General features: G+C 75.2%; 25 protein-coding genes. 8 read left to right on the forward strand and 17 right to left on the reverse strand.

The annotated features are described in order from the left end of the window. Nucleotides 1-229 precede the first annotated feature (229 nt). The 3 genes from ACWGKU_RS28135 to ACWGKU_RS28145 all read left to right on the forward strand — a co-directional run bounded on the left by ACWGKU_RS28135 (nt 230) and on the right by ACWGKU_RS28145 (nt 2,291). A complete protein-coding gene (locus ACWGKU_RS28135; protein ID WP_452178975.1) occupies nt 230-1,069 on the forward strand; it encodes a helix-turn-helix domain-containing protein in 840 nt (279 codons plus the stop codon). After that, nucleotides 1,059-1,265: a DUF397 domain-containing protein gene (locus ACWGKU_RS28140; RefSeq protein WP_452178974.1), complete on the forward strand. Its 207-nt coding sequence runs from the start codon at nt 1,059-1,061 to the stop codon at nt 1,263-1,265. The genes ACWGKU_RS28135 and ACWGKU_RS28140 overlap by 11 nt, the downstream gene beginning before the upstream one ends. Nucleotides 1,266-1,772: 507 nt before the next feature. Further along, a complete protein-coding gene (locus ACWGKU_RS28145; protein ID WP_401055127.1) occupies nt 1,773-2,291 on the forward strand; it encodes a hypothetical protein in 519 nt (172 codons plus the stop codon). A gap of 57 nt (nt 2,292-2,348) precedes the next feature. Here the strand turns inward: ACWGKU_RS28145 and ACWGKU_RS28150 are convergent, their stop codons facing one another. The 14 genes from ACWGKU_RS28150 to ACWGKU_RS28215 form a co-directional block, all read right to left on the reverse strand. Further along, nucleotides 2,349-3,821, reverse strand: coding sequence for a hypothetical protein (locus ACWGKU_RS28150; protein WP_452178973.1), 1,473 nt, complete (start codon nt 3,819-3,821; stop codon nt 2,349-2,351). 395 nt (nt 3,822-4,216) lie between these two features. Then, a complete protein-coding gene (locus ACWGKU_RS28155; RefSeq protein ID WP_452178972.1) occupies nt 4,217-5,011 on the reverse strand; it encodes an MBL fold metallo-hydrolase in 795 nt (264 codons plus the stop codon). A 204-nt stretch (nt 5,012-5,215) separates the two neighbouring features. Further along, nucleotides 5,216-6,148 (reverse strand): alpha/beta hydrolase, encoded by a 933-nt coding sequence (locus tag ACWGKU_RS28160; RefSeq protein ID WP_452178970.1) that lies wholly within the window; start codon nt 6,146-6,148, stop codon nt 5,216-5,218. Beyond that, on the reverse strand, nt 6,145-6,846 hold the full coding sequence (locus ACWGKU_RS28165; RefSeq protein WP_359911886.1) for an indole-3-glycerol-phosphate synthase: 702 nt from the start codon (nt 6,844-6,846) through the stop codon (nt 6,145-6,147). The genes ACWGKU_RS28160 and ACWGKU_RS28165 overlap by 4 nt, the downstream gene beginning before the upstream one ends. Beyond that, nucleotides 6,843-7,562, reverse strand: a complete 720-nt coding sequence (locus ACWGKU_RS28170; protein WP_452178969.1) for a phosphoribosylanthranilate isomerase — start codon at nt 7,560-7,562, stop codon at nt 6,843-6,845. The genes ACWGKU_RS28165 and ACWGKU_RS28170 overlap by 4 nt, the downstream gene beginning before the upstream one ends. Continuing rightward, on the reverse strand, nt 7,559-8,704 hold the full coding sequence (locus tag ACWGKU_RS28175) for an acyl-CoA dehydrogenase family protein (RefSeq protein ID WP_359911892.1): 1,146 nt from the start codon (nt 8,702-8,704) through the stop codon (nt 7,559-7,561). The genes ACWGKU_RS28170 and ACWGKU_RS28175 overlap by 4 nt, the downstream gene beginning before the upstream one ends. A 173-nt stretch (nt 8,705-8,877) precedes the next feature. Continuing rightward, on the reverse strand, nt 8,878-9,252 hold the full coding sequence (locus ACWGKU_RS28180; protein ID WP_452178968.1) for an ectoine synthase: 375 nt from the start codon (nt 9,250-9,252) through the stop codon (nt 8,878-8,880). Further along, complete coding sequence (gene trpA, locus ACWGKU_RS28185; RefSeq protein WP_452178967.1) at nt 9,246-10,130, reverse strand: tryptophan synthase subunit alpha; 885 nt, start codon at nt 10,128-10,130, stop codon at nt 9,246-9,248. The genes ACWGKU_RS28180 and trpA overlap by 7 nt, the downstream gene beginning before the upstream one ends. Then, nucleotides 10,123-11,244, reverse strand: a complete 1,122-nt coding sequence (locus ACWGKU_RS28190) for a hypothetical protein (protein WP_452178966.1) — start codon at nt 11,242-11,244, stop codon at nt 10,123-10,125. The genes trpA and ACWGKU_RS28190 overlap by 8 nt, the downstream gene beginning before the upstream one ends. 5 nt (nt 11,245-11,249) lie before the next feature. Then, entirely contained in the window at nt 11,250-11,534 is a 285-nt protein-coding gene (locus ACWGKU_RS28195; protein WP_401056643.1) for an acyl carrier protein, read from the reverse strand. 60 nt (nt 11,535-11,594) lie between these two features. Further along, complete coding sequence (locus tag ACWGKU_RS28200; protein WP_452178965.1) at nt 11,595-13,142, reverse strand: AMP-binding protein; 1,548 nt, start codon at nt 13,140-13,142, stop codon at nt 11,595-11,597. A gap of 5 nt (nt 13,143-13,147) precedes the next feature. Then, a complete protein-coding gene (locus ACWGKU_RS28205; RefSeq protein ID WP_401055107.1) occupies nt 13,148-14,014 on the reverse strand; it encodes a MaoC/PaaZ C-terminal domain-containing protein in 867 nt (288 codons plus the stop codon). Then, nucleotides 14,011-15,246: a beta-ketoacyl-[acyl-carrier-protein] synthase family protein gene (locus ACWGKU_RS28210; protein WP_401055108.1), complete on the reverse strand. Its 1,236-nt coding sequence runs from the start codon at nt 15,244-15,246 to the stop codon at nt 14,011-14,013. The genes ACWGKU_RS28205 and ACWGKU_RS28210 overlap by 4 nt, the downstream gene beginning before the upstream one ends. 77 nt (nt 15,247-15,323) lie before the next feature. Further along, nucleotides 15,324-16,535, reverse strand: coding sequence for an aminotransferase class I/II-fold pyridoxal phosphate-dependent enzyme (locus ACWGKU_RS28215; RefSeq protein WP_380546389.1), 1,212 nt, complete (start codon nt 16,533-16,535; stop codon nt 15,324-15,326). 469 nt (nt 16,536-17,004) lie between these two features. On the opposite strand from ACWGKU_RS28215, the gene ACWGKU_RS28220 reads away from it, so the two are divergent. The 3 genes from ACWGKU_RS28220 (at nt 17,005) to ACWGKU_RS28230 (ending at nt 19,764) form a co-directional block, all read left to right on the forward strand. Next, nucleotides 17,005-17,877 carry an AfsR/SARP family transcriptional regulator gene (locus tag ACWGKU_RS28220; protein ID WP_359911919.1) on the forward strand — a complete coding sequence of 291 codons (873 nt, stop codon included), beginning with the start codon at nt 17,005-17,007 and terminating at the stop codon, nt 17,875-17,877. A gap of 444 nt (nt 17,878-18,321) precedes the next feature. Further along, nucleotides 18,322-18,693, forward strand: a complete 372-nt coding sequence (locus tag ACWGKU_RS28225; protein ID WP_359911921.1) for an ArsR/SmtB family transcription factor — start codon at nt 18,322-18,324, stop codon at nt 18,691-18,693. Nucleotides 18,694-18,795: 102 nt separating this feature from the next. Continuing rightward, nucleotides 18,796-19,764, forward strand: a complete 969-nt coding sequence (locus tag ACWGKU_RS28230) for a phosphotransferase family protein (RefSeq protein WP_401052162.1) — start codon at nt 18,796-18,798, stop codon at nt 19,762-19,764. Nucleotides 19,765-19,869: 105 nt separating this feature from the next. Here the strand turns inward: ACWGKU_RS28230 and ACWGKU_RS28235 are convergent, their stop codons facing one another. Continuing rightward, nucleotides 19,870-20,529: an NADPH-dependent F420 reductase gene (locus ACWGKU_RS28235; RefSeq protein WP_452178964.1), complete on the reverse strand. Its 660-nt coding sequence runs from the start codon at nt 20,527-20,529 to the stop codon at nt 19,870-19,872. Between the two features lie 78 nt (nt 20,530-20,607). On the opposite strand from ACWGKU_RS28235, the gene ACWGKU_RS28240 reads away from it, so the two are divergent. Beyond that, nucleotides 20,608-20,961: a winged helix-turn-helix transcriptional regulator gene (locus ACWGKU_RS28240; RefSeq protein ID WP_452178963.1), complete on the forward strand. Its 354-nt coding sequence runs from the start codon at nt 20,608-20,610 to the stop codon at nt 20,959-20,961. Nucleotides 20,962-22,130: 1,169 nt separating this feature from the next. Here ACWGKU_RS28240 and ACWGKU_RS28245 read toward each other — a convergent pair. Continuing rightward, a complete protein-coding gene (locus ACWGKU_RS28245; RefSeq protein ID WP_452178962.1) occupies nt 22,131-23,369 on the reverse strand; it encodes an MFS transporter in 1,239 nt (412 codons plus the stop codon). A gap of 175 nt (nt 23,370-23,544) precedes the next feature. After that, complete coding sequence (locus ACWGKU_RS28250; protein ID WP_387690705.1) at nt 23,545-23,862, reverse strand: ArsR/SmtB family transcription factor; 318 nt, start codon at nt 23,860-23,862, stop codon at nt 23,545-23,547. A 327-nt stretch (nt 23,863-24,189) separates the two neighbouring features. Between ACWGKU_RS28250 and ACWGKU_RS28255 the strand changes: the two genes are divergently transcribed. Next, nucleotides 24,190-24,552, forward strand: coding sequence for a hypothetical protein (locus tag ACWGKU_RS28255; RefSeq protein ID WP_401054984.1), 363 nt, complete (start codon nt 24,190-24,192; stop codon nt 24,550-24,552). The last annotated feature ends 55 nt before the right edge of the window (nt 24,553-24,607 follow it).

The following is a 24,607-nucleotide window of genomic DNA, read 5'->3' on the forward strand; positions in this document are numbered from 1 at the left end:
CCGGTGGGCCGGCACAGCCACTCCCCGGTGAGCTCGTTGCGGACCCGGTAGCGGTCGGCCGTGGTGTCGAACCGGACGCCGTAGCCGTGGAGGCGGGTGGCTTGGTCGTGGGGCATGGGGAACCCTCTGCGATCGGAGTTTCACGTTCTGTGCATATGGTGGCCTGGATTCGCCTAGCATCGGAAGCGCAAACAACTTGACTTCGAGGCCACGTTGAGTCGGAGCCCCCATGGTGAACATCAAGGAAATCGACCCGTCATCCAGCCCCTGGGCCCCCTTCGGCATCCAACTCCGCAACTCACGCAAGGCGAAGGGCCTCCTGCAGCACCAGCTCGCGCGCAAGTGCGGAGTCAGCGCCTCGTACGTCTCGTTCGTTGAACTTGCGCACCGACCGCCGAGTGAAAAGTTTGCTACCAAGGCCGACGAAGTCCTGGAAACGGGCGGGACGTTGATGCTGATGTGGTGGCAGCACAAGCACACCGCGCTCGTGCCGGGCTTCCCGGAGTACGCCAACCACGAGAACCGCGCCGCAGAGGTGCGGCTGTTCTCGATCGACATCGTGTCCGGGCTGCTGCAGACCCATGCTTACGCCGGCGCTTGGGAAGCGGCCAACATCAGGCGCGGCACCGCGACTCCCGAACAGGCCGAGGAACGGGTCGCATTCCTCATGACGCGCCAACAACTCCTGGCCCGCACTCCGACCCCTCTACTTCATGCAGTTCTCGATGAAAGCTGCCTGCGCCGACCTGTCGGCGGAACGAAGGTGATGATCGAGCAGCTACAGCACCTTGAGCAGCTTGCCGCCTCCCCGAGCGTGATCATTCAGGTCGCCCCGTACTCCCTGGGCGAGGAACGGCCTTTCAGCTCCCATGTGACCCTGCTGACCATGCCCGACCGCAAGTTGCTCGGGTACGGCGAGACCGAAGTCCGCGGTTATCTTGATCGCGATATCGACACTGTCCTTCCACTGTTCAGGGGCTACGATCGGCTTCAGATCGAGGCACTGAATCAGGCCGCATCTATGGAGATGATCCGTGCGGTACGGAAGGGCTATGAGGATGGATGTTGACCTGACCCACGCCGGCTGGCGGAAGAGCACCTACAGCGGGGGCCAGAACGGCTGCGTGGAGGTCGCCGACGGCTTCAGCGGTGTCATGCCTGTGCGTGACTCCAAGGACCCCAACGGGCCGGCCCTCCTCTTCCCCTCCCCCGCCTGGCGAGCCTTCGTCGCCGCCGTCCGCACCGGCGAGTTCGACGCCAGCTGATCGCATGTCAGGCGCCGCCACCCCTCTCCCGGGGTGGCGGCGCCGAACCCTCGTTCGCGTCCGACGAGATGGGCGAGGTGCACGCTCGCCCGGACACCCGGCACAGGAAGTCGGCCCCGCCGACTTCCCGCTCCACCGCCCGGCCGTTCTCCGTCACCGCCGTCCGCGCGGGCGAATTCGGCACCCCCTGACGGAACTTGCGCGCCGCCGCCCGCCTCGGGGCGGCGGCCCGCGGACGAACCCCCTTCTCCCGCACCGCCGCACCGCGCGTCCCGTCGCGGGGCCGGCCACCGCGCGTCCCGTCGAGGACGGTCCGCAGCGGGCGGTCCCGAGGGGACGGCCCCGCCGCCGCGCGCGCACGCCTCCCGCGGGAAGCCGGCCCGGCCGACGGCAGGCGAGGATCCGTCAGCGGCGGGCCGGGGGCGGGAGTCGCGCCCCGGCCCGGGACGGTGTCGCAGGCGACTGGCATGCTGGGATCAAGAGTTGCCACCGGGACGAGGGGGTCGGATGCCGGACAAGGTCAGGCCGCTGCGCGCGGCACCACGGCTGGGCACGGTCAACGGATTCGGGCGCACGATGCTGGGCAAGACCCGCGTGGACGCCCGGGGCGCCTGCTTCGCCACCCGCTGGTTCACCGTGCTGATGCTGCCGATCCGGCCGCTGGGCCGCTACTACGTCCAGGAGGGCGAGACGGTCGACGTCCCCGGGCGAGGCGGCGCCTCGACGACCACCACCGAGTACGTGTTCCTCGGCGAGGCCGAGCTGCGCGCGAGCGAGGCGATCCGCACCTACCTGTTCTGCTGGCTGGTGGTGCCGCTGGTCGTCGCCGGCCCCGTGACGCTCTTCGGGCTCAACGCCGACGCGTTCAGCCACGAACACCCGATCCTCTTCCTCCTGCTGCTGCTCGGGCTCCCGATCGTCGGCATCATCGCGCTGGCGTGGCTACTGGTCCTCAACCAGAAGTTCCTCGCGCCGGTGCGCGTGCCGCAGTGGGTCGAGGGCGGGCCGGCGAACCGAAGGCCCTGAGGACGCGACGGCCCGAGGCCCTGGCGGCGGCATCGGCCCCGGGCGGGTCCGCGACGGCTACAGGCCCGCCCGGGTCGGCAGCCGCTCCATGTGCTCGACGGGGAGCACCGGCGAGGCGGCGGCGGCCCGCGCGACGTGTTCGGAAGGGTCGGCGAGCAGCCGCAGCAGGGACGGGAGCGGGAGGCTGCGGTGGGAGGCGACCGCCCGGCGGACACGCTCCTCAAAATCGTCGGCCAGCTGCTCGGCGACTTGCGGGGGCAGGTCCGGATCGCGGGGCGCCAGCGAGCGCAGCCGGGGCTGGGGGTCGGTGGCGAAGCGGCGCAGGGTCTCCGGCGGCAACGGCAGGACCCGCGCCCTGTCCCACCAGAACGTGAACTTGTCGCGTCCGCGGTAGCGGCGCTCGATGTCCTCGGCGGTCGCCGGGTCGACCAGGTGCGGGGCGGTGTGCGCCATGGTGAGGCGGACCATCTCCTCCTCGTCACCGAGCAGTCGGGCCACCGCCTCGGCGGGAAGGTCCCTGCCGGCGGCCGCGGAGACCCGGAAGCAGATGTAGGGCGAGTCGAGGTGCGGCAGCGGATCGGCCGTCACCCAGTCCAGGCGCAGGATCCGTAGTTCCGTGGGCGCGAAGGAGTTCTCGTACCACTGCAGGAGGGCTTCGTCGTCGGCGTCGGGGTCCGGCTCGGCCGTCGACTGCGCGAGCTCGTGGACCGAGGTGTGGATCCGTGCCCGCTCGTGCTCCGGTGTGTCGGGCCGGGCGAAGACCTTCACCCGCACGCTCGGGGCCGGATCGACGGCCAGGGCCTCGCGCAGCGACGGCGGCAGGTCGGGATGCCGGGCGAGTTCGGCGCGCACGCCGCTGTCCGGGTCCTCGGCGAGCCGCCGGGCGGTGTCCGCGTCGAGGACGGCGTGGACCACCGCGCCCGCCCGGGTCACCGGGTCCGCCAGCAGTGTCGGCAGCAGATCCGCGGGCGGTACCGGATGCGGCAGGTGCGCGAAGCAGGTGGAGCAGGCGGCGGCGCGGACCTGCGGCTCGGGGTCGGTGAGCAGGATCCGGCGCACCGCTTCCGGGGCCCGCGTCCAGTGCTTCGCCAGCGCGGCGCGGACCGCGGGGTCGGGGTCGGCCGCGAGGCGGGCCCTCAGGTCGGGCGGGGTGCCGTCCTCCTGGGCCAGGTACTCGCGGACCTTCGGCGCCGGATCGTCGACGAGCTGCTCCAGCATCCGCCGCGGTGCGGTCGCGGCGCGGACGGCGAGCGCGGCCCGCACCCCCTCGTCCGGGTGGGCGGCCAGACGCAGGCGGAACCGGTGCGGCAGCCGGTCGTTGAGGGCCAGGCCGTGCAGGAGCCAGTGGTCGTCGGTCGCGATGATCTCGTCGATCATCTCCTCGGTGAGGTCCGCACGACCCGCCACCTTCCCGAGTCCGTGCCGCCGGGCGAACAGCCGCCGGACCATCGCGGCGGGCAGGGCGGGGTTCGTCGCCAACCCGTCCATCACGTGGTCGAGGTGGACCGGATTCGGGTCGTCGGCGTCCATGCGGCCAGGATGTCAGGCGCTCGGCGATGCGCCGCCGCCGGGCCCCGCCCGCACACCGGCCCGGCCTGTCGAGCTCGTTGAACCCGTCGAAGGCGGCCGCGGCCGGCCGCGCCGTCACCGCTTCCCCGTGCGGCCCCGGATGTGTACGGCTGCGCCCGGTGTGCCGCGCGCCGCCCGCATCCGCGGGTCCTCTCGCGGGTGCGGGCGGCGCCCCGGGACCTCCTCGGGGCCCCCCTGGGTGGTGGTGCGCCGTGCGGCCATGCCGTGGCCGCCCGCGACGACTACCGACATGCGGGCACCTTACGGGCCGGGTGCCCGCCGGTGGGTCCCCGCCGCGCGGGGGCCGGGGCCGTCCGGGCGGTGGCGGGCCCCCGGGGCCCGCGGGGCCGGGGGGCTCAGGCGGCGACGAAGCGGCGGTGGCCGTCGGCGGCGAGGATGCGGCCGAAGCGCATGCCGGGGAAGTGGGCGGCGACGAGGAGGTCGTCGGTGTCGGCGGCCCGGTCGGCGATGCGGTTGCGCGCGGCGGAGGCGGCGGCGGGGTCGATGTCCCAGACGACCTGCCAGTCGCGTTCGGCGAGTTGGACGACGGAGTGGACGACGTCGCCGAGCAGCAGGGCGCGCCGGGTGCCGGAGGAGAGCACGTAGACGGTGGTGCCGGGGGTGTGGCCGGGGGTGTGGAGGGCGTCGATGCCGGGGGCGAGGGTGACGTCGGTGTCGAAGAGTTCGAGTTGTGCCTCGACGGGGGCGAGTTTGGCGACGGCCTCGGGGGTCGCGGCCTGGCCGGTGACGAAGTGCTGCCAGTCGGCGCGGTGGGCGCGGTAGGTGGCGTGGGGGAAGACGGGCCGGTCGTGGACGGAGGCCCAGCCGACGTGGTCGAAGTGGAGGTGGGTGAAGAGGACGTCGGTGATGTCGGCGGGGGTGACGCCGTGGGCGGCGAGGGAGTCGAGGAGCGCTCCGCCGCGGTAGCGGCCGTCGTCGTGGGGGCCGACTCCGGCGTCGACGAGGACGGTGCGCCGCCCGCTGCGTACGAGGAAGCCGCCCAGGGGCAGGGTGAGGGTGCCGTCGGGTTCGAGGTGGTGCCGGTGGCAGGCCCAGGGGTCGTCGGTGCCGGGGCGGGTGAGGATGTCGGCGGCCCTCTCGGTGCCCGTTCCGTCGGTGATCGCCAGGACTTCGATGTCGCCGATCCTCATGTGCGTGCCCTCCTGTGGCCGGCCGTCGGTGTGCCCGCGGCGGGACCGGGGGTCCGTTCGTGGGCTGTCGACGGCAACCTTCCGGGGCGGCGGGGGATTCCCGTGCTCGGCGCGCGCGGGGGGGGCGGGCCCCGCCGTCCCCTTGCCCGGGGGGACGGCGGGGCCTTCCCTGCCACCCTGCGCCAGGTGGTCGGTGGGCCCTCGTCAGACGGTGGCGAGGGCGGGGGCCGGCGCGGCGGCCGCGCCAGGGGCCGGTGCGGCGGGGGCGGTGGGGGCGGTGGCGGGCCGGGTGAGGCAGTCGTCGGTGAAGGCGAGGGCGCGCAGGTGGTAGGGGCGGGCGGCGTGGCCCAGGGAGAGGTTGTGGCCGGCGCCGTGGGCGGTGACCAGGTGGGCCAGGCCGGTGGGGAAGGCGGCGGTCAGGGCGGTGCGGGAGGCCTCGTCCAGGCGCCACCAGTGTTCGTGTTCGGCGAGGGTCAGGCGCACGGGGACGCGTACGCGGGCGGCGAGGGCGCTGTAGCGGGCGGGCCAGGTGGCCAGTTCGCGGGATTCGAGGGCGGGGACGGGGGTGAGCAGGGTGCGGGCGGCGTGGAAGGTGCCGGGCGGGTAGAGGTTGAGGGGGCCCCAGTTGAGGCGGCCGCCGCCGGCGAGGTCGTCGGGGCGGTCCCAGGCGCCGGGGGCGTAGTGCTGGGCGAGGCCGGAGATGTCGCAGCCGAGCAGGGGCAGGCGGGGGTTGTCGGGCCAGTGGGCGGCGAGTTGGAGGGCGATCTTGCCGCCGAAGGAGTGGGCGAGGAGTTGGACGCCGGCGCCGGTGTCGTGGGCGCGGGCGTAGTCGGTGAGGGCGGCGTGGAGGGTGGCGGCCTGGTCGGCGATGAGCTGGCCGGCCGGCAGGCGGTGGGCGGAGGCGCCGTGGCCGGGGCGGTCGACGGCGAGGACGGTGTAGCCGAGGTCGGCGGCGAGGGTGAGCAGGCTGGTGTCGGGGTGGGCGGGGCCGGCGAAGTAGGCGGCGCGCATGCCGCGGCCGTGGACGGCGAGGAGGACGGCTTTGGGGGCGCGGTCCTCGGGTTCGGCGACCAGGGCGGACAGCGGGATGCCGGCGGCGTCCAGGACCAGGGAGCGGGTGCGCAGGTCGTTCCTCACGCGGCGACTCCGGTGCGGGCGTTGTCGAGGTCGGCGAGCCAGCCGGTGAGGTCGGGGTTGCGCATGAGGGAGGTGCCGATGAGCAGTGCGGCGTAGCCGGCGTCCAGGAGGCGGGCGGCGTCGGCGGGGTCGGTGATGGCGGAGGCGGAGACGGGGGCGCGGCAGCCGGCCGCGCGCAGGGCGGGCAGCAGGCGCAGGCTGCGGCCGAGGTCGCCGCGGTCGCGTTCGCGGGTGCGGATGTCCTTGTTGTTGACGGCGACGACGCAGTCGGCGATGCGGGGCAGGGCGTCGAGTTCGCGTTCGTCGGTGATCTCGACGAAGGGGGTCAGGCCGAGGTCGAGGGCGCTGGTGACCAGGCGGGCGAGGGAGGTGGCGGGCAGCAGGGCGGCGGTGAGCAGGACGGCGGAGGCGCCGAGGGCGCGGGCGGCTTCGAGTTGGGCGGGGCGGGTGAGGAAGTCCTTCTGCAGGACGGGCAGTTCGGTGGCGGCGGTGACCTCGCGCAGCAGGCGGGGGGTGCCGCCGAACCAGCGGCCGGTGACGACGGACAGGCAGGGGGCGCCGGCCTGTTCGTAGCGGGTGACGAGGTCGGTGACGGTGCGCGGGCCCAGGAGGTCGGTGCCGTGGGGGTCGCGGAGTTTGACTTCCATGACCAGGGGGCGGGCGGCGGTGAGCAGCGCGTCGATGAAGCTCGGGCTCATGCGGTCGTCTCCTGGAGGCGCGGGTGCCAGGCGCGGGTGAGGGCGGTGACGTTCTCGTGGGTGAAGCGGCCGGTGCGGTCGCGGGCGGCGGAGTCGATGTCGGCGCCGGCGTAGAGGGGGTGGTCGGTGATGGTGCGGTAGGTGTCGCGGTTGGTGGTGTTGAGGCCGCCGGCGAGGAGGAAGGGGATGGTGAGGCGGGGCAGCAGGGCGTGGACGTGGGCGGGGTCCAGGGGTTGGCCGGTGGAGCCGACGCGGCCGTCGTCGGTGACGGTGTCGAGGAGGAACAGGTCGGTGCCGGCGCGGGCGAAGGCGCCGGTGAAGGCGCGTTCGAGGCAGCGTCCTCGGGAGAGGTGGAGGACTTTGACGAGGACGGCGTAGGGCAGGTGTTCGCGCAGTTCGGCGACGAGGGCGGGGCTCTGGTAGGCGTGGAGCTGGATCCAGCGGATGCCGGTGGCGCGGGCGAGGGCGGCGAGGGTGGGGGCGTGGTCGAGGAAGGTGACGAGGACGGGTTCCAGGCCCAGGCGGATGGCGGTGGCGGCGAGGTCGGCGAGGCGGTCGGCCTGGAGGTCGGCGGGGCCGCCGGGGATGCCGTGCCACAGGCCGACCAGGGTGGGGCCGGTGTCGGCGAGGAGGGTGAGGTCGGCGCGGGTGCGGGCGCCGCAGACTTTGAGGTGGCCGCTGCGGGTGGGGGCGTGCGGGGCGGCGGGGGCGGTCATTTGCCGAGTCCGAGCATGGCGGCGATGCGGTTGTACTGGATCTCGTTGCTGCCGGAGTAGATGGTGCCGGCGACGGCGTTGCGCACGTCCTTCTCCAGTCCGTATTCGGACATGTAGCCGTTGCCGCCGAAGACCTGGACGGCGGCCAGGGAGGTGGCGAGGTTGGATTCGCTGGTGAGGAGTTTGGCGATGGCCATGTCGACGGTGACGTTGTCGCCGGCTTCCAGTCGCTGGGCGGTGTCGTACAGCCACTTGCGGGCGGTTTCCAGGCGGATCTTGGTGTCGACGATCTTGTTGGCGACGGACTGGTAGGAGCCGATGGGTTTGCCGAAGGACATGCGGGTCTTGGCGTAGTCGAGGCAGCGGGCGAGGCGGTGCTGCATCTCGCCGGTGTTGACGATGAAGGTGTAGAGGATCTCGCGTTTCATGACGTGGTCGAGGACGAGGAAGCCGCCGCCGACGCGGCCCAGGACGCGGTCGGCGCCGACGCGGACGTCGTCGAGGTAGAGCTCGGAGAGGGGGGAGGTGCGCAGGCCCATCTTCTTGACGGGGTTTCCGGTGGTGAGGCCGGGGGTGTCGGCGTCGACGAGGAAGGCGGTGACGCCGAGGGCTCCGCCCTGGGGGTGGGTGCGGGCGTAGACGACGACGACGTCGGCGACGGGGCCGTTGGAGACGAAGGTCTTGGAGCCGTTGAGGACGAAGTGGTCGCCGTCGCGTACGGCGCGGGTGCGCATCTGCATGGCGTCGGAGCCGGATTCGGACTCGGTGATGGCGTGGGCGCCGATGGCGTCGCCGGAGGCGATGCGGGGCAGGTAGGCGTCCTTGAGGGCGGGTGAGCCGAAGGCCTGGAGGGGGACGCCGGTGGAGGCCATGGAGGTGGTGACGGAGAAGTTGAGGCCGCCGTCGCGGCAGGTCTGGCCGAGGCCTTCGAGGACGTACATGGTGGTGAGCAGGGACTGGCCCAGGCCGCCGTGGCGTTCGTCGAAGGGCAGGGAGAGGATGCCGGTCTTCTGGATCAGGCGCCACTTGTCGTGGGAGAAGGCGGCCTGTTCGTCGCCTTCGATGTGGCCGGCGCTGAGGTCGTCGCCGAAGCGGGCCAGGCCCTCGCGCAGGGCCGTCTGGTCGGCGTTCCAGCGGATCATCGGGGGTGCCGCCTTCCTCCCGGGCCGTTGGGGCCCGGGGTGGCAGGCCGGCGCCCGGTGGCGCCGGCTGACGTCGGTTCCAGGGCCCGTGCGGGGGCCCGGGCCCCCGGGCGGTGGGTGGGGGCGGCGGGCCCCGGTGGGGCGCGGGGTGCCTGGCGGGGGTGCCTTGGTTCTTAGTAGGCGGAGGAGGAGTGGGCGTCGAGCTGGTGGACCTCGTCGCCGCGCAGGGCCGGGGAGAAGACGCAGACCAGGCGCAGGTCCTCCTGGGGGCCGGCGACCAGGTAGTGGGCGTCGTGCTCGTCGAGGGCGTAGAGGCGTCCGGGGGTGATGGGGTGGGAGTTGCCGTCCATGTCGATGACCTCGCCGGAGCCGGCGATGCAGTAGCAGGCCTCCAGGTGGTTGCGGTACTCCAGGCGGGACTTGGTGCCGGCGTTGACGATGGTGTCGGTGAGGCTGTAGCCGAGGTTGTCGCTCTCGACGAGGAAGCGGCGGGACAGGCCGTTGCCCCACTCGACGGTCTTCACGTCGGCCAGGTCGCGGATCAGCATGCGGGTTGTTCCTCTCGGGTGGTGGTGCCGGGGGTGGTGGGGGTGTGCGCGGTGGCGCGGGGTCCGCCTCTTGCGTCCGGGTGAGGGGGGCGGGCGGGGCGGAGGTCGGTGAGGAAGGCGCGCAGTTCGGTGACGGCGTCCAGGCCGTGGGCGGCTGCGTGTTCCAGGCGGGCGACGGCGGCGGAGCCGACGATGGCGGCGTCGGCGCCGGCGGCGGTGACGGCGTCGAGGTCGGCGGCGGTCCTGACGCCGAAGCCGACGGCGACGGGGGTCGCGGGGGCGGCGGTGCGCAGGGTGGCGACGGTGGTGGCCAGGGCGCGGTGGCCGGTGGTGGGGGTGGTGCCGGAGCGGCCGTAGTGGGCGACGAGGTAGACGTAGGCGCCGGTGGCGTCGCGGGCGGCGGCGGCGAGGACGTCGGGGGTGGAGGCGGGGTAGCAGGTGGTGACCTGCGGGAGGCCTTCGTCGCGCAGGGCCTGCTGCCAGGCGGGGCGCAGGCGTGGGGGCAGGGCGTGGACGAGCAGGGCGCGGGCTCCGGCGGCGGTGGCGGCGCGCGCGGTGGCGGCGGGGTCGCGGTGGCGCAGGCTGTGGCTCCAGTCGGCGAGCAGGACGACCTTGAGGTGGCGCAGCCGGGGGGTGAGGTCGGTGAGGTCGGCGAGGACGGTGTCCCAGGTGGTGCCGGTTTGCAGGGCGCGGGCGGCGGAGCGGCGGATGACGGGGCCGTCGGTGGGCGAGTCGGGGAAGGGGACGGCGAGTTCGAGGACGTCGACGCGCTGCTCGTCGAGCATGAGGGCGAGGTCGGTGAGGCGGTCGGCGGGGTCGCCGGCGTTGAGGAACAGGGCGAGGCCGGGGCGGTCCTGGGGGAAGAGGGGTTCAGGCACGGGTGGCCTCCGGTCGGCGGGCCGCGGGGTCCGGGGCGGCGGTCTTGGCGGCCGGTGCCTCCGGTGTCGCCGGTGCCGCGGGGCGGGCGGGGCGGGCGGGGCGGGCGGGTGCGGTGGCGAGGCGTTCGGCCAGGGCGCGGGGGGTGCCGTCGGCGAGGGCGTCCAGGGCGGCGTTGTAGGCGGTGTTCCAGTGGGTGTGGCGGCCGGAGGCCAGGGCGAGGGCGGCGGCGTTGAGGGCGATGGTGCGGGTGGCGGTGGTGCCGGCCTGTCCGGCGAGGGCGCGCAGGAAGTGGCCGGTGAGGTCGCCGGGGTGGGGGGCGAGGTCGGCGAGGGTGCCGCTGTCGGGGGCGACGCAGCCGGCGGGCAGGTGGACGGTGCCGGTGGGGGTGTGCAGGGTGTTGTCGGCGAAGGGCAGGAGTTCGTCGGCGCCGGTGCGGTTGTGGGCCAGCCACACGGTGCGGGCGGGCAGGCGGGCGGCCAGGGGGCGCAGGGCGTCGAGGGCGGCGGGGGTGGAGACGCCGGTGAGCTGGGCGGTGACGGGGACGGTGGCGAGCAGGGGGCCGAGGGTGTTGAGGAAGGCGCCGAAGGGTTTGAGGGTGAGGGGGTAGAGGGTGCGGGCCAGGCGGGTCAGGGGCGGCGGGTAGACGTGGGGGCCGGCGAAGGCGATGTTGTGGCGGGCGAGGTGGTCGGCGGTGGCGGCGTGGCCGGAGGTGAGGGTGATGCCCAGGCGCTCCAGGAGGTCGACGGAGCCGGCGGCGCTGGTGTAGGCGCGGGAGCCGGTCTTGACGACGGGGATGCCGATGGCGGCGGCGGTGAGGGCGGCGGCGGTGGAGAGGTTGAAGGTGGCCGGTCCGCCGCCGGTGCCGACGATGTTGACGCTGTGGGGGTGGGCGGGGCCGGGGTGGGGGGTGCGTTCGGTGAGCGAGGTGACCAGGGCGGCGAGGGTGTCGGGGTCGGGCAGGCGGGTGGTGAGGCCGGCCAGCAGGGCCGCCGCCTGGGCCCGGTCGGTGTCGGCCGGGCCCAGGGTGCGGTGTTCGAGCTGGTCCCACCACGAGTGCCAGGCCTCGGCGTCGACGGGGCGGGCGGCGAGGAGCGCGGTGAGGGCCGGGTGCACGGGTGTCAGCCGCCCACGGTGGCCGTGGCCGCGGTGGCGGTGGCGGCGGTGCGGCGTTCGGTGATGAAGGCGTCGATGGCGGCGACCGAGCGGAAGTTGTTGGGGTCGAGGTCGGTGTCGTCGACGGGCAGGGTGAAGTGGTCCTCGACCCAGGCGATGAGCTTGAGGACGCCGAGGCTGTCGATGACGCCGTCGGAGAGCAGGTCGTGGTCGTCGGCGAGCTGGTCGGGGGTGATGTCGGGCAGGAACTCCTCGATGAGGAACCGCTTGATCCGGTCGATGTTGCTCATGGCGGGCAACTCCCTTGTGTGGGTCGGTGGTTGGTGTTCGGTGGTGCGGGGTGCGGGGTTTCAGGGGGTGGGCAGGACGGCTTTGCGGTCGACCTTGCCGGTGGCGGTCTTCGGCAGGGGGGTGTCGTGGATGGCGAGCTTCTCGGGGACGGCGGCGCGCGGCAGGTTGCGGGCCAGGTGCTCGCGCAGGACGAGGCTGTTGAGGGTGGAGCCGGGGGTGCGCTGGACGGCGGCGTGCAGGCGTTTGCCGGTGAGCGGGTCGCTCGCGGCGGCGACGGCGGCCTCCCGCACGTCGGGGTGGGCGAGCAGGACGCGTTCGATCTCGGCGGTGTTGACGGCGACGCCGCGGACCTTGACCTGGAAGTCGGCGCGGCCGGTGAGGTGGATGCGGCCGCTGTCGTCGCGGGTGACGAGGTCGCCGGTGCGGAACCAGCGCCGTCCCTCGCCGGCGCCCTCGGGGCGGGTGGTGAAGCGTCCGGTGTCGCGGGAGCGGTCGAGGTAGCCGGCGGCCTGGAAGGGGGTGGAGACGTGGAGTTCGCCGCTGCCGGGGCCGGTGAGGGGGGTGCCGTCGTCGGTGGTGATGAGGGTGCGCACGCCGGGCAGGGGCTCGCCGATGGGCACGGGCAGGGCGGCCGCGGCGTCCAGGCGGTCCAGGCGGTGCAGGAAGCTGTCGTTGGTCTCGGTGCAGCCGTAGATGTTGTACAGGTGGGCGTTCGGCAGCAGGGCGGGCAGCGCGGCGAGGGTGCGGGCGTCGATGGCGTCGCCGGTGAACGCGGCGTGCTCGACGCTGTCCAGCACGGCGGCGGTGGGGCCGGCGGCCTGGGCGAGCAGGGCGTAGGCCAGGGGGACGGCCTGCAGCACGTGGGGGCGGTGGCGGGTCAGCAGGGTGAGCAGGTGGCGGGCGTTGAGGGCGTGGGCGGGGTCGATGAGCAGGCAGGTGCCGCCGGCGGCGAGGGTGGCCCACACGTCCAGCAGGGCGAGGTCGAAGTTGAGGGGCGCGTAGTTGGCGACGACGCGTCCTGGCCCGAGGTCGAAGGTGTCGTGGGCCCAGGCGGTGAAGCGGTCCACGGCCGACTGGGCGAGGGGGACGATCTTGGGCAGGTCGGTGGAGCCGGAGGTGGTGAGCATGAAGGAGGTGCCGGCCGCGAGGGTGGGCACCGGTGCGGGGTGGGGCAGGGCGGGCAGGGCGGGGGTGTCCTGGCCGAGGGGGGCGAGCAGGCGCCGGGCGCCGGCCTGGGCGAAGAGGGCGGCCAGCAGGGCGGGGGCGAGCTGCGGGGAGGGCAGCAGGAAGGGCCGGCGTTCCATCAGGCAGGCCAGCACCAGGGCGATCGCGCCGGGCGACTTGACGGCGTACAGGCCCACCGGCTCCCCCGGCGCCAGCCGCAGGGCCTTCAGGCGGGCGCGTTCGGCCTCGGCGGCCTCGGCGAGCTCGCCGTAGGTGACGGTGTGCTCGTGCCACAGCAGGGCCGGGGCGGTGGGGCGGGTGCGGGCGTGGGCGGTGAACGCGTCGGGCAGCGCCAGCGGCGGCGCGCCCGTCGCGTTCGTGCCGGTCGCGGGGTTCGTGCCGGTGCCGGCTGCGGGGTTCGTGCCGGTGGGGTTCGTGGTCACGGGGTTCACTCCCCCGCCGGTGCGATGCGCGCCCAGCCGGCCTTGACGGCGGTGCCGGTGTCGGTGGCGATGGTGAAGCGCACCACGGTGCCCCGGTCGTGGGGCCGCAGGGTCAGGCGCAGTTCGGTGCCGGGCACGGTGGGGGCGGCGAAGCGGGCGCCGAGGGCGGTGACGCGGGCGGGGTCGCCGTCGGCGTGCAGGTCGGTGATCCGTTCGGCGGCCAGGGCGACCAGGTGCATGCCGTGGGCGATGGCGGTGGGGAAGCCGGCCGCCCTGGCGGCGTCCTCGTCGAGGTGGATGGGGTTGAGGTCGCCGGAGGCGTGGGCGTAGGCGGTGGTGTCGGCGGCGCTCAGGACGTGGGTGGAGACGTGGCCGGTGCCGTCGGGGGCGGTGCCGGGGTGGGCGGCGGCGGGCAGGGCGCCGTGGGGTTCGGTGCGGGTGGCGCCCAGCAGGAGGGCGGCGGTGGCGAGGTCGGCGACGGGGGCGCCGGTGGCGGCGTCGGTGAGGCGGGTGGTCAGGGCCAGGCGGGTGCCGCGGGCCTCGCGGCGCACCGCGGTGACCTCGACGGCGATGTCGAGGTCGCCCGGGGCGAGGGGGGCGTGGGTGTGGATCTCCTGGGCGAGGTGGACCACGCCGGTGAAGCCCGGGTCGCCGGCGGTCAGGGCGGTGACGGTGTGCTGGGCGAGGGCGTGGGCGGCGACGAAGGGGTGTGCGGGGCTGGCCCCGTCGCGCCGCGGGGCGCCCAGGTGGGCGCGGGCGGCGGCGCGGTAGGCCGTCAGGTCCTGCGCGCGGATGTGCAGGCGGGTGCGCGGGACGGGTCCCGGCGCCGCGGTGGTCGCGGCGGGGGCGGGGGCGGTCGTGGGTGGGGTCATAGCGGGGTCACCACCAGGGTCGTGTTGTGGCCGCCGAAGCCGAACGAGTTGGACAGGGCCGCGCCGGCGCGGATCGGGCGCGGCGCGGTGTGCACGACGTCGAGGTCCAGGCCCTCTTCGGTCTTCTCGTGGTTGGCGGTGGGAGGGACGGTGCGCTCGTTCATGGCCTCGATGGCGGTGATCAGCTCGACGGCGCCGGCGGCGCCGATCAGGTGGCCGATGGCGCCCTTGGTGGAGGTGACCGGCACGCCGTGGGGGCCGAACACGGCGCGCAGGGCGGCGGCCTCGGCCCGGTCGTTGTGCACGGTGGAGGTGCCGTGGGCGTTGACGTGGGCGATGTCGCCGGGGGCCAGGCCCGCGTCGGCGAGGGCGGCGCGCATCGCGGCGACGGCGCCGGCGCCGTCGGGGCGCGGGTTGGACAGGTGGTAGGCGTCCGCGCTGGCCCCGTACCCGGCGAGCAGCGCGTACGGGGTGCGGCGGCGGGCGCGGGCGTCGTCCAGGCGTTCCAGGACGAGGAAGCCGGCGCCCTCGCCCATCACGAAGCCGTCGCGGTCGGCGTCGAAGGGCCGTGAGGCGCGGGCGGGTTCGTCGTTGCGCAGGGAGTGCGCGCCGAGGTTGCCGAACGCGGCCAGGGTCACCGGGGTCAAGGTGGCCTCGCAGCCGCCGGCGATCACCACGTCCGCGCGTCCGCTTTCCAGCAGCAGTGCCGCGTGGCCGATCGCGTCCGCGCTGGAGGCGCAGGTGGTGGCGATGGTCAGTGCCGGGCCGCTCCAGTGCAGGCGCATCGCGATCTGGGCGGCGGCGGCGTTGGGCATGGTGACCAGCGGCATCAGCGGGGAGACCCGCAGCGGGCCGTGCTGGGTGTACAGCGCGGACTCGCGGTCGCTGGTGGTGCGGCCGCCCACGGCGGTGCCGACCACGACGGCGCTGCGCCCGGGTTCGGGCTCGGGGTGGCCGGCGTCGGCGTGGGCGGCCAGGGCGGCGAGGGTGCCGTAGCGGGCGAAGGGGTCCAGGCGGCGGGCGTCCTTGGCGGGCAGTTGCGCGGTGTCGGGCGGGTCGGTGACGCGGCAGCCCAGGCGCACCCGGTGGCGGGCCAGGGCGGGGTCGGTCAGGGCGGTGGCGGTGGAGCGCCCGGAGGCGACGGTGCGCCACAGGTCCTCGACGCCGTGGCCGGCGGGGCTGACCACGCCGAGGCCGGTGACGGCGATCGGCGGCCGGTGGTGGGGGGCCATGGCTTCGTCTCCTTCGCGCTGCACGCGGGCGGCCCGGCGGTGGGGAAAAAAAGAGGGGGTGAGGGGGCGGGGGCCGGTCAGATCAGGCCGGTCTGGGCGGCGGCGGTCAGGAACGCCTCGGCGGCGAAGTCGATGTCGGCGGCGGTGTGGCGGGCGGTGACCGCGATGCGCAGCCGGGCGAGGTCGTTGGGGACGGCGGGGGTGACGACGGGCAGGCCGATGACGCCGGCCTTGCGGCAGGCGGTGGCGTAGTCGTAGGCGGCGTCGTCGCTGCCGGCGATGACGGGCAGGACGGCGGTGGTGGAGTGCATGGTGGAGATGCCGGCGTCGTTGAGGCGCTTGCGCAGGCGCCGGGCCTGGGTCTGGGTGTGGGTGACGCGTTCGGGCTCGCGGCGCAGGATGCGCAGGGATTCCAGGGCGGCGCCGGTCTGGGCGGGGCCGAGGGCGGCGGAGAACAGGAACGGGCGGGCGGCGTAGCGCAGGTGGCCGATGAGGTCGTGGCTGCCGGCGACCCAGCCGCCCATGGAGGGGATGGCCTTGGAGAGGGTGCCGAGTTTGACGTCGACGCGGACCTTGTGGTCGAAGTGTTCCTCGATGCCGCCGCCGGTTGCGCCGATGACGCCCAGGGCGTGGGCCTCGTCGACCATGAGCAGGGCGTCGTAGCGGTCGCAGACCTCGCGCAGTTCGGGCAGCGGGGCGATGTCGCCGTCCATGGAGTAGACGCTGTCGACGATGACCAGGCGGACGCCGGTGGGGGCGGCGGCCTTGAGGCGGCGCTCCAGGTGGTCGACGTCGTTGTGGCGGAAGCGGGTGACGGTGGCGCCGGACAGGCGGCAGCCGTCGACGATGGAGGCGTGGTCGTACTTGTCGATCAGGACGGTGTCGCCGGCGCCGACCAGGGCGCCGACGGTGCCGACGTTGGCGGCGTAGCCGGAGCCGAAGACCAGGGCGCGTTCGCGGCGGGCGAAGCGGGCGACCTCGGCCTCCAGTTCCTCGTGCAGGGGGATGGTGCCGGCCAGGGCCCGTACGCCGTGGTTGCCGGTGCCGTAGACGTCGACGGCGGCCTTGGCGGCGGCCACGACGCGCTCGTCGCCGGCCAGTCCGAGGTAGCTGTAGCCGGACATCATGAGCAGGCGCTCGCCGTCGAGGTCGCAGTAGGCGCTGTCGCGTTCCATGGTGTAGGCGACGAAGCTGTTGCGCCGGGAGGGGTCGGACTCCAGTGCGGCCACGCGGGCGTTGGTTGCGGCGAGCTTCGGCTCCAGGCGGTTCCATGCTCCGGTGGCGTTCACGGGCGTTTCTCCTTCACGGCGTCACGGTTTTCACGGCTTTCGCGGGCATTCGGCTTCCCGTCCGCGGGGGCGGGGGCCCGGGGTGGCTGCGGGGGTGTTTTCTCGAAGCCTTCACGCGGGGTGCTCAAGGATGGCTACATTTCTACGGCAGGATGCGCAAGGCGTCCGCAATAGCCGCTTTCCTGGCCTGCGGGAACGCTCTGACGTGCAGAAACCTTGCGTCCACGACGCATTGACCGGCCGGTGGGTATGTTTTCTCGGCCGGTGTTGACACCGCGCGATGCGGCGAATGTATGGTCGAAATCCGCTGAAACCGAACGGCTGGTCGGCGGTTTATTGTTACGATCCGCGATTTCCCGCGCCGACGGCCGGATACGGGCCGTCACTTCTGCTTTGACTCAAGGGGGTTGGAGCTCGTGTCGAAAGGCTTCAGGGAAGACGGTCCGTCCGGCAGATCGGGGGCGCGCGCATGCTGATCCGCCTCACCGGTCTGGTGGCCGTCGAGCACCAGGACGGCGCCCCGCAGCACCTGTCCAGCGCCCAGGCCCAGGTGGCGTTCGCCCGCCTGGTGCTGGAGCGTTCCAGCGGTACCAGCCGCGACCAGCTGGCCGACACCATCTGGCCCGACGGCCTGCCCGACACCTGGGCCTCCGCGCTGCGCAGCGTGGTCTCCCGGGTGCGGGCCTTCGTCACCGCGCCGGGTCAGGGCCCGGGTGCGACCCCGTTGATCGCCCAGGGCGGGCGGTACGTGCTGCGGCTGCCCGCGGACGCGGCCGTGGACCTGGAGGCGGCGGCCTCGGCGGTGGGCGAGGCCGGCGAGGCGCTGGCGGCGGGCGGCCACGCGGTGGCCCAGCAGCTGGCCGCGGGGGCGCTGTCGAACCTGCGCGGGGCGTTCCTGCCCGACCACGAGGGCGAGTGGGCGCAGGGGGTGCGCGAGCACGTGGAGGAGTTGCGCATCGGTGCGCTGGAGACGGCGAGTCTGGCGGCCTCCGCGCTCGGCGAGGAGCACCACGCGCTGCGCTGGGCCGACGAGGCGGTGCGCCGGGCCCCGTTCCGCGAGAGTGCCTACCGCTGCCGGATGGAGGCGCTGGCCGCCGCCGGCAACCGGGCCGAGGCGCTGCGCTGCTACCAGCAGTTGCGTCAGGTGCTGGCGGAGGAGTTGGGCATCGACCCGGCCGCCGAGACCCAGGAGCTCTACCTCGCGCTGCTGCGCACTCCCGCCCCCGCGGCGCCCGCTCCGGCGGCGGTGCGGGCGGTGGACCCGGTGCTGATGGGCATCTTCGAGCCGCTGGCGCTGGCCCGGCTGGCCCGTCCGGTGCCCGCGCCGGTGCGCGCCGCCTGAGGCCCGCCCGTCCCTCCCCTCCTTTTCCCGCCGCCGTCCGGCGCCGTCCGCCGCCGTCCGGCCCGTGCGGCGCGCCCGGCCCGTGCGCCGTGTCCGCCGTGTTCCGCCGCCCCGCCGGTCCCCCCGTCCGGCGGGGCGCGCGCGTGCCGCCCGGTCGCGGCCGGTCGCACTCCGCCGTGCCCCGCCGGCGTCCCGGGGGGCGGGGGCCTGCGGCGATGCCCGTCGCCGGTGCCTCTCGTGCCGGCGCCGTGTCCGGGTGGCGCGGCGGCCGTTGTGCGGTCGCGGCGCCCGGTCGCCCGGGCCCGGGGGCGTGTTGCGCGGCTGTTGCGGTGAGCGTGGCGGCCGGGTCGGGCATAGTAGCGTCGTGTACGTGAAGTCGCGCACACGGCGCGGTCTTTGGCCATCGAACGGACGGGGGTCGAGTGTTGGGAAGGGGTGGTGGGTGTGGGACGGGCACGCGTGGCGGCGCGGGTGATCGTGCACCCTGGTGTGGAGGACGTGAGCGTCCAGCAGGTGCTGGAGGCGCTCGCTGATCCGGCCCGCAGGACGGTGGTGCGCACGCTCGCGCACTCGGGAGCCGATCTGAGCTGCGGTTCCTTCGACCTGCCGGTGGGGCGTTCGACCTCCAGCCACCACTTCGGTGTGCTGCGCGAGGCGGGGCTGCTGCGCCAGTACTACGTGGGCACCACCAAGATGAACGCGCTGCGCAGCGAGGAGCTGGAGCGGCGGTTCCCGGGGCTGCTGGCGGCGGTGGTGGCGGCCGCGGACGCGGAGGCCGGGCAGGGGGGCGGGGTGTGCGCGGGGCCGGGGGTGTGAGGGCGGGCCGGTCGTCGACGGTAAGGGAGTTGAGCGTCCGTCGGTCGGCTGCGGCCCCCCGTGGGGCGGGGCGGGCGGGGGCGGGGCGTAGGCTTGCCGCCCATGATCGACAGCGACGACCCCGGGCGGGGACGGGACGGCACGCGCCGGTGGGTCCAGGGGCACCTCGGGCCCGGTGAACGCGTCACCGCGGTGACCGCGCTCAAGGGCGGCTGGACCTCGCGGATGCGCCGCCTGGACGTCGAACGCCCCGGCGGCGCGGCCCCGTACGCGCTGGTGCTGCGCTCCTTCGTCAAGCCGTTCTACCGCCGCCACGCCCCGGGGCTGCTGGCCCGCGAGGCCGCCGTGCTGCGCCTGCTGGAGGGCAGCGGCATCCCGGCGGCGCGGCTGGTCGCGGTGGACGCGGCGGGGGCGGTGTGCGAGCACCCGTCGCTGGTGATGACCCACCTGCCCGGCAGCGTGCGCCTGGCCGAGGACGGCGACGCGCCCGCCCGCGCCGACCTGCTGGCGGCCCAGCTGGCCGCCGTGCACGCCCTGGCGGTCGGCGAGCGGGAACGGCCGCGCGCCTGGCAGGCGTGGACGGCCCCCGACCGGGTCGCCGTGCCCGTGGGCACCGCCCGTACCGGCCTGTGGGAGCGGGCGGTGGAGGTGATCGGCGGCGAGGCGCCCGCGCACCACGCCTGCTTCCTGCACCGCGACTTCCACCCCGGCAACGTGCTGTTCACCGGCACGGGCACCGGCCTCGCGGTCGCCGGGGTCGTCGACTGGGTGGAGACCTCCTGGGGCCCGGCCGACCTGGACGTCGCCCACTGCGCCACCGCCCTGGCCCTGCTGCACGGCCCCGGGGCGGGCCTGGCCTTCGCCGACCGCTACACCGCCGCCGGCGGCCGCGACCTCGCCGAGGGCCGCGCGCACCTGTACTGGCGGCTGCTGGACGCCCTCGCCTTCGCCCCCGACGCGCAGAAGGTCGCCGAGCCCTGGCGGGAACTGGGCCGCACCGACCTGACACCCGCCGTGCTGACCGGGCGCCTGGAGGACTACCTGCAGGGCCTGTTCGACCGCTACGCCTGAGGGGGCCCGGGCGGTTCGGGCCGCGGCGGGCCCGGGCGGGTGCGGGGGCGGGGCCGCGGCGGGCCCGGGCGGGTGCGTGGGCGGGGCGGCAGGCGTGGGCGGCGGTCAGGCGTGGGGGGCGCCGTGGGGGCCGGCGTGGGCGAGCGGCGGGGCGATGGCCTGGGCGTCGGCGCCCTGGCCCACCCACAGGCCGATCAGCAGCGCCGCCGCCGCCTCCAGCAGGTGGGCGCGCTCCAGCGGCCCGGCCGTCAGCGGCTCGCAGCCCGTGTCCCGGACCAGGGCCGCGACGGTGGCCAGCGCCCCCTCGTCGTCCCCGCACAGCGGCACCGCCAGCGCCCGCCCGTCGAAGACCGGCGGACGCAGGTCCCACACGCTCGCGTGGCAGAGGTTGAACGCCTTGACCACCCGCGCCCCGGGGGCGGCGGCCGCGATCCGCTCGGCCGCCGAGGGCCCCCGTCCGGTGGCCAGGGCGAACCCCTCGGCCACCGGGTTGGAGCAGTCCACCACGGTGCGCCCCGCCAGCGCCCGCGCGTGCGCGCCGGCCACGGCGGGCGCGGCCCGGTGCGGGAGGGCCAGCAGCACCGCGTCCCGCCCGTGCGCCACCGCCTGCCCGACCCCGCCCCACCGGGCACCGCCCGCGTCCCCCGCCGCACCGGCCGCCCGGCCCGCGTCGCGCCCGCCCACCAGCACCTCGTGCCCGGCCCGCACCCACGCGCCGCCCAGCGCCCGCGCCATCGCCCCGGTACCGACGATCCCGATCCTCATGCCACAACTCCCCTGTCCCCTGCGGCCCGTACGGCCCTCGCCACGACAGTAGGCGCCGGATCGGGCACCATCCGGTACATGACCGACCACCAGGAACTTCTCGCCGACTGCCCCGCCCGCCTCGCCTTCGACCTGCTCGCCCACACCTGGGACCCGGTCGTCCTGTGGGCGCTGCGCCACGGCCCGGTGCGCCCGCACCAACTGGTGCGGCGCATCGGCGGCATCAGCCCCAAGGTCCTCAACCAGTGCCTGCACCGCCTGTGCGACGCCGGCCTCGTCGAACGCCTCCCCCGCCCCGGCACTCCCCCGCACGTCGACTACGCCCTCACGCCCCTGGGCCGCACCCTGCTCACCCCCCTCACCGCCCTCGGCGCCTGGGCCGCCGACCACGGCGACGCCGTCACCACCGCCCGGACCCGCGCCACCGGCTGACCACCCCTCGACCACCCCTCGGCCACCCCCGCCCGGGCGGCCCGGGGGCCGCGCCCGGGCACGGCGAAGTGCCGTCCCCCGCACGGACGGACGGGGGCGCGGCAGGGAGACCGGGCGGGGCGGCGCGGGGAAGGTGATCCTCCCGTTGGTCCACGACGGCACGCAGGGCCGCCTCCCCCGGGGGCCGGTCCCGAACCGCGCGCCGCCGCAGTCGTCGTGCCCGTGGAAGCGGACGCCGCTGCCGGTGCGTCCGTCACCGACGAGGCGACGCCCCGCGTCCGCGTCCGCAGCGCCCCGTCGCGCCGCGCCGCGGCTTCCCCCCGTGTCGCCGGTGTTCCGGTCGCAGGCGACGCCCCCGTACGTGCGGCCGCTGCCCGCGCCGACGAAGCCGTTCCCGGACCACGGGCGGACCCAGGTGCCGGGGCACGCTCCGGCACCCTGCCCGACGAAGAGCACGGTGGCGCCCGCGGAAGGCGCCACGATCACGATCGGCCCGGCAGCGGCGGCACCCGTCGTGCGACCGCCCTCGGCGCCGGCCCCGCCGGCCCGGTCGACACCCCCGCCGCCGGGGCACACCCGCGGCATCGGTCCTCCCACCGCCCTCGGCGCCGACGACGACGCCGCACGGGGGAATCGTTGTCAAAGGCCGGGCCCGGAACGGGATCGAGGGCAACGGCGACGGCGACGGCGGCCCGGCGGGACTCCCCGGTCCCGTCGAACCCGGCGGCCGAACCCATGCCGCCGCCCGAACCGGGTCGAAGCAGAGCAGCGTTCGGCCACGGCCCACCGCACCGTGCTGGACCGGGTGGCGGGCGCGGCGGCCGGACACGGGCGTCCGGCCGACGCCCGGCCCCCGGGGCGGGGCCGCCACCGGGCTCGTCCACGCGCTCGCCAACGGCGCACGCGATACCGCGACCGGACAGAAGGGCGTGGCGTCCCGCAGGACCCGCAGACCCACGCCCCACGCCCCACCCTCCCCGAGGGGCCGCACGCCGGGAGCCCGCGCGCGCCGCGCCCCGCACGGAATCGGCGGGGCGCAGCGCGTGGCCGGTGGTCTCCGGGGGCCGGACCGGGACCGGGACCGGGGCTGGGGCTGACGGCAGGCCAGGGGCCGGGCCGAGGGCGCGGCGCGTGCGGCCGGTGGTTTCCGGGGACCGGGCGGGTGCGGGTCAGGGGGCCGGGGCGGGGTGTGCCCGGTCCGACCGGTCCTGGCGGTCCTGGCGGTTCTGGCGGTTCTGGCGGTTCTGGCCGGGGTCGAGGCGGCGGCGCAGGAGGACGGCGGTGAGGGCGGCCGCGGCGAGGGCGGCGCCGGCCAGGGGCAGGTGGCGGGGGCCGGCGGTGGTGACGACGGCTCCGCCGAGGGTGGTGCCCAGGGTGATGCCGAGGTTGGAGAAGGAGATGAAGAGGCTGTTGCCGAACTCGGGGGCGTCGGTGGCGTCGCGGGCGAGCCAGGCCTGGGTCACGGCCAGGCCGCCGGAGTGGACGGCGCCCCAGAGCAGGACGGTGGCGAGCATGGGGGCGGGGTGGGGGCCGGCGGCGTCGAGGAGGAGGTAGAGGGCGAGGTAGAGGATCGGGTAGGCGGTGACGGTGCGCAGGGGGGCGCGTTCCAGCAGGCGGCCGAAGGCGAGGTTGCCGGCGGTCATGACGACGCCGAAGGCCATCAGGGCGGGGCCGGTGAGGGAGGTGTCGAGGCCGGTGACGTTCTGGAGGTATTCGGCGATGTAGCCGTAGCCGCTGAACATCGCGGCGAACACCAGGGTGACGGCGGCGACGGCCAGCCACAGCCGGCCCCGGCGCAGGATGCGCAGCTGGCCGGCGTAGGTGGGGCGTTGGGTGTCGGGCAGGTCGGGGAAGAAGGCGAGGACGCCGGCGCAGGCGATCAGGTTGAGGGCGGCGGCGCTCCAGAACGCGGCGGGCAGGGAGAGGTGGTCGGCGAGGTAGGAGGTGAGGGGGACGCCGAACGCGAAGCCGGCGCTGACGCCGGCGAAGACGGTGGTGGCGGCGCGTGCGGCTTTTCCGGGCGCGGCCAGGCGGGTGGCGGCGGTGAGGGCGAGGGCGAAGAAGACGGGGTGGAACAGGGCGGGCAGGATCCGCAGGGCGAGGACGAGGGGGAAGGAGTCGCTGAGCGCGTAGAGCGCGTTGGAGCCGGCGAAGACGGCAAGTGCCGTGGCCAGCACGGTCTTTCGGCGCAGGCGCGAGGCGAGCAGGACGCCGGCGGGGCCGGTGGCGGCGACGGTGAGGGCGAAGGCGCCGACGAGCCATCCGGCGGTGGCGGGGGCCACGTGCAGGCGTTCGGCCAGGGCGGGCAGGACGCCGACGACGCCCATCTCGGTGGTGATGATGCCGAACACGCCCAGGGCCAGGACCGGGACGGCCAGGGCGTTTCGGGCGGGAGCGGTGCGGTGCACGACAGCCTCCAATGGATACACAAATCTAGATAGTTGGATGCGTAAGGGCCGAAGAAAAGGGGGGGGCGCCGGCCGGGCGCCCCCGCACGGAGGGGAGTGCGGTGCGCACGTCCGCGCGCGTGCGCGGGCATGTGCGCGCACGTACGCGTGGGTGCGTGGGTGTTGTGCGTGGGTGTCAGAGTTCGTCGCGCACGTAGGCGGCGAAGGCGGCGATGGTCTCCTCGTTGCGCCGGTAGAAGGTCCACTTGCCGACGCGCTCGGACACCAGCAGTCCGGCCTCGCGCAGGATCTGGAGGTAGCCGGAGACCACCGACTGGGCCAGCCCCGAGCGTTCCTGGATGTCGGTGACGCACACGCCGATGTGGAAGCCGACGCCGCGCTCGCGGTAGTACGGCTCGTCGAAGTAGCGCTCGGGCGTCTTGAGCCAGCGCAGGAAGTCCGCGCGCGCCGGGTTGGCGAGCGCCTTGTGCACGGCCAGCGGGTCCAGCTCCACCGCACGCCCTCCTTCCCGTCGCCCGGCCCCTCGCCGGACGCATCTAATATTCTGGATACGACCTTGAGGTGTCAAGGCGGGCCTCCCCGGGCCGGACGGCGGGGCGGGGCGGGCCGGAACGGCGGCAGGGCGGACCGGAGGCCGGGGCCGGCGGGCGGGGCGGGTGCGCGCCGGGTGGCGTGCGACCTCGGGCCTCGGCGGCGCGGGTGGTGCGGCGGCGCGCCGGTGATTCACCCCCACGAGTGATTGTGACGCTGTGTGCGACAGCGGACACTCTGGGTATCCGGAGGGCTCGTGGGGGGCTCTCCCGGCGCGAGGAGAGCCGCCATGGCCGCAAGCGAACCCACCGCCTCCCAGGTCCCGCAGATCACGGGCGGCCTGCAGTCCGCCGGCGGGGAGCAGCACCTCGCGGACGTCGGCGGCAACGTCGGTGCCGTGTGGCGGGGCTGGGTGATGTGGGGCCCGGGCAACGGGACGTTCAACCTGCAGATCCCGTGGAACGTGATCGGGATCGACTCGACGGTGGTCATCACGGCCTCCGAGACCGATTCCAACGGGAACCGGTTCGTCGGTGCCGCGCCCTTCCAGGTGTCGAGCATCGCCCCCGGCAACGGGGTGGTGACCTTCAAGATCAGTATCGGCTGGAACAGTCCGCTGACGATGCGCACCGACATCCTGGTCCTCAACTGACCCGGCCTGCCGGGCCGTTGGCCGCGCCCTCGCGGTGACGGACCGGCGCCCCTCG

It is taken from the genome of Kitasatospora sp. NPDC054768 (assembly GCF_053612025.1).